At 44.5% G+C, this 577-nt stretch carries 1 protein-coding gene; it reads left to right on the plus strand.

Translation table 11 applies throughout. The features are described 5' to 3' along the window. Window positions 1-577: IS3 family transposase (locus tag A3729_RS11770; protein WP_068633892.1), on the plus strand; the 577-nt coding region annotated here is incomplete at both ends.

Genomic DNA, 577 nt, shown 5'->3' on the forward strand with positions numbered 1-577 from the left:
TGTTAGCCGCTCAGCTTATTATGCTTGGCTCAAACGGCCAACTAAATCTATTACGCCAAAGCAGTTACATTTGTATAGCAGAGCTAAAACTATCTTCGAGAAAAGCCGAAGTAGTTTGGGTTATAGAGAACTGCGGAAACGATTGTGCAGAGAGGGCTTTGATATTACTGAATACAGCGCTCAAAAATTAATGGCTAAGCTTGGATTGGTCGTTACGCAACGCATTGCATACAAGGCAACAACTAAGCGTAAACACAGTGATGCTGTTGCAGATAACTTGCTGAACCAGAACTTTAATCCGGTTGGGCCAAATCAAATCTTGGCTGGCGATGTGACTTATCTGAAAACAGGCGAAGGCTGGATGTATCTCGCGATCGTCATGGATTTATTTTCACGCCGAATCGTTGGCTGGCAGATTGATAAGCGTATGACTACTGACTTGGTTAGTCGAGCTATGATCAGGGCATATAATCTGCGCCAGCCTCCTAAAGGCTTGGTGTTTCATAGTGACAGAGGTTCGCAGTATACCAGCAAGCGTTATCGCACACTGCTGAGTAATTATGGCATCAGAGCTAGC

It is taken from the genome of Oleiphilus sp. HI0043 (genome assembly GCF_001634935.1).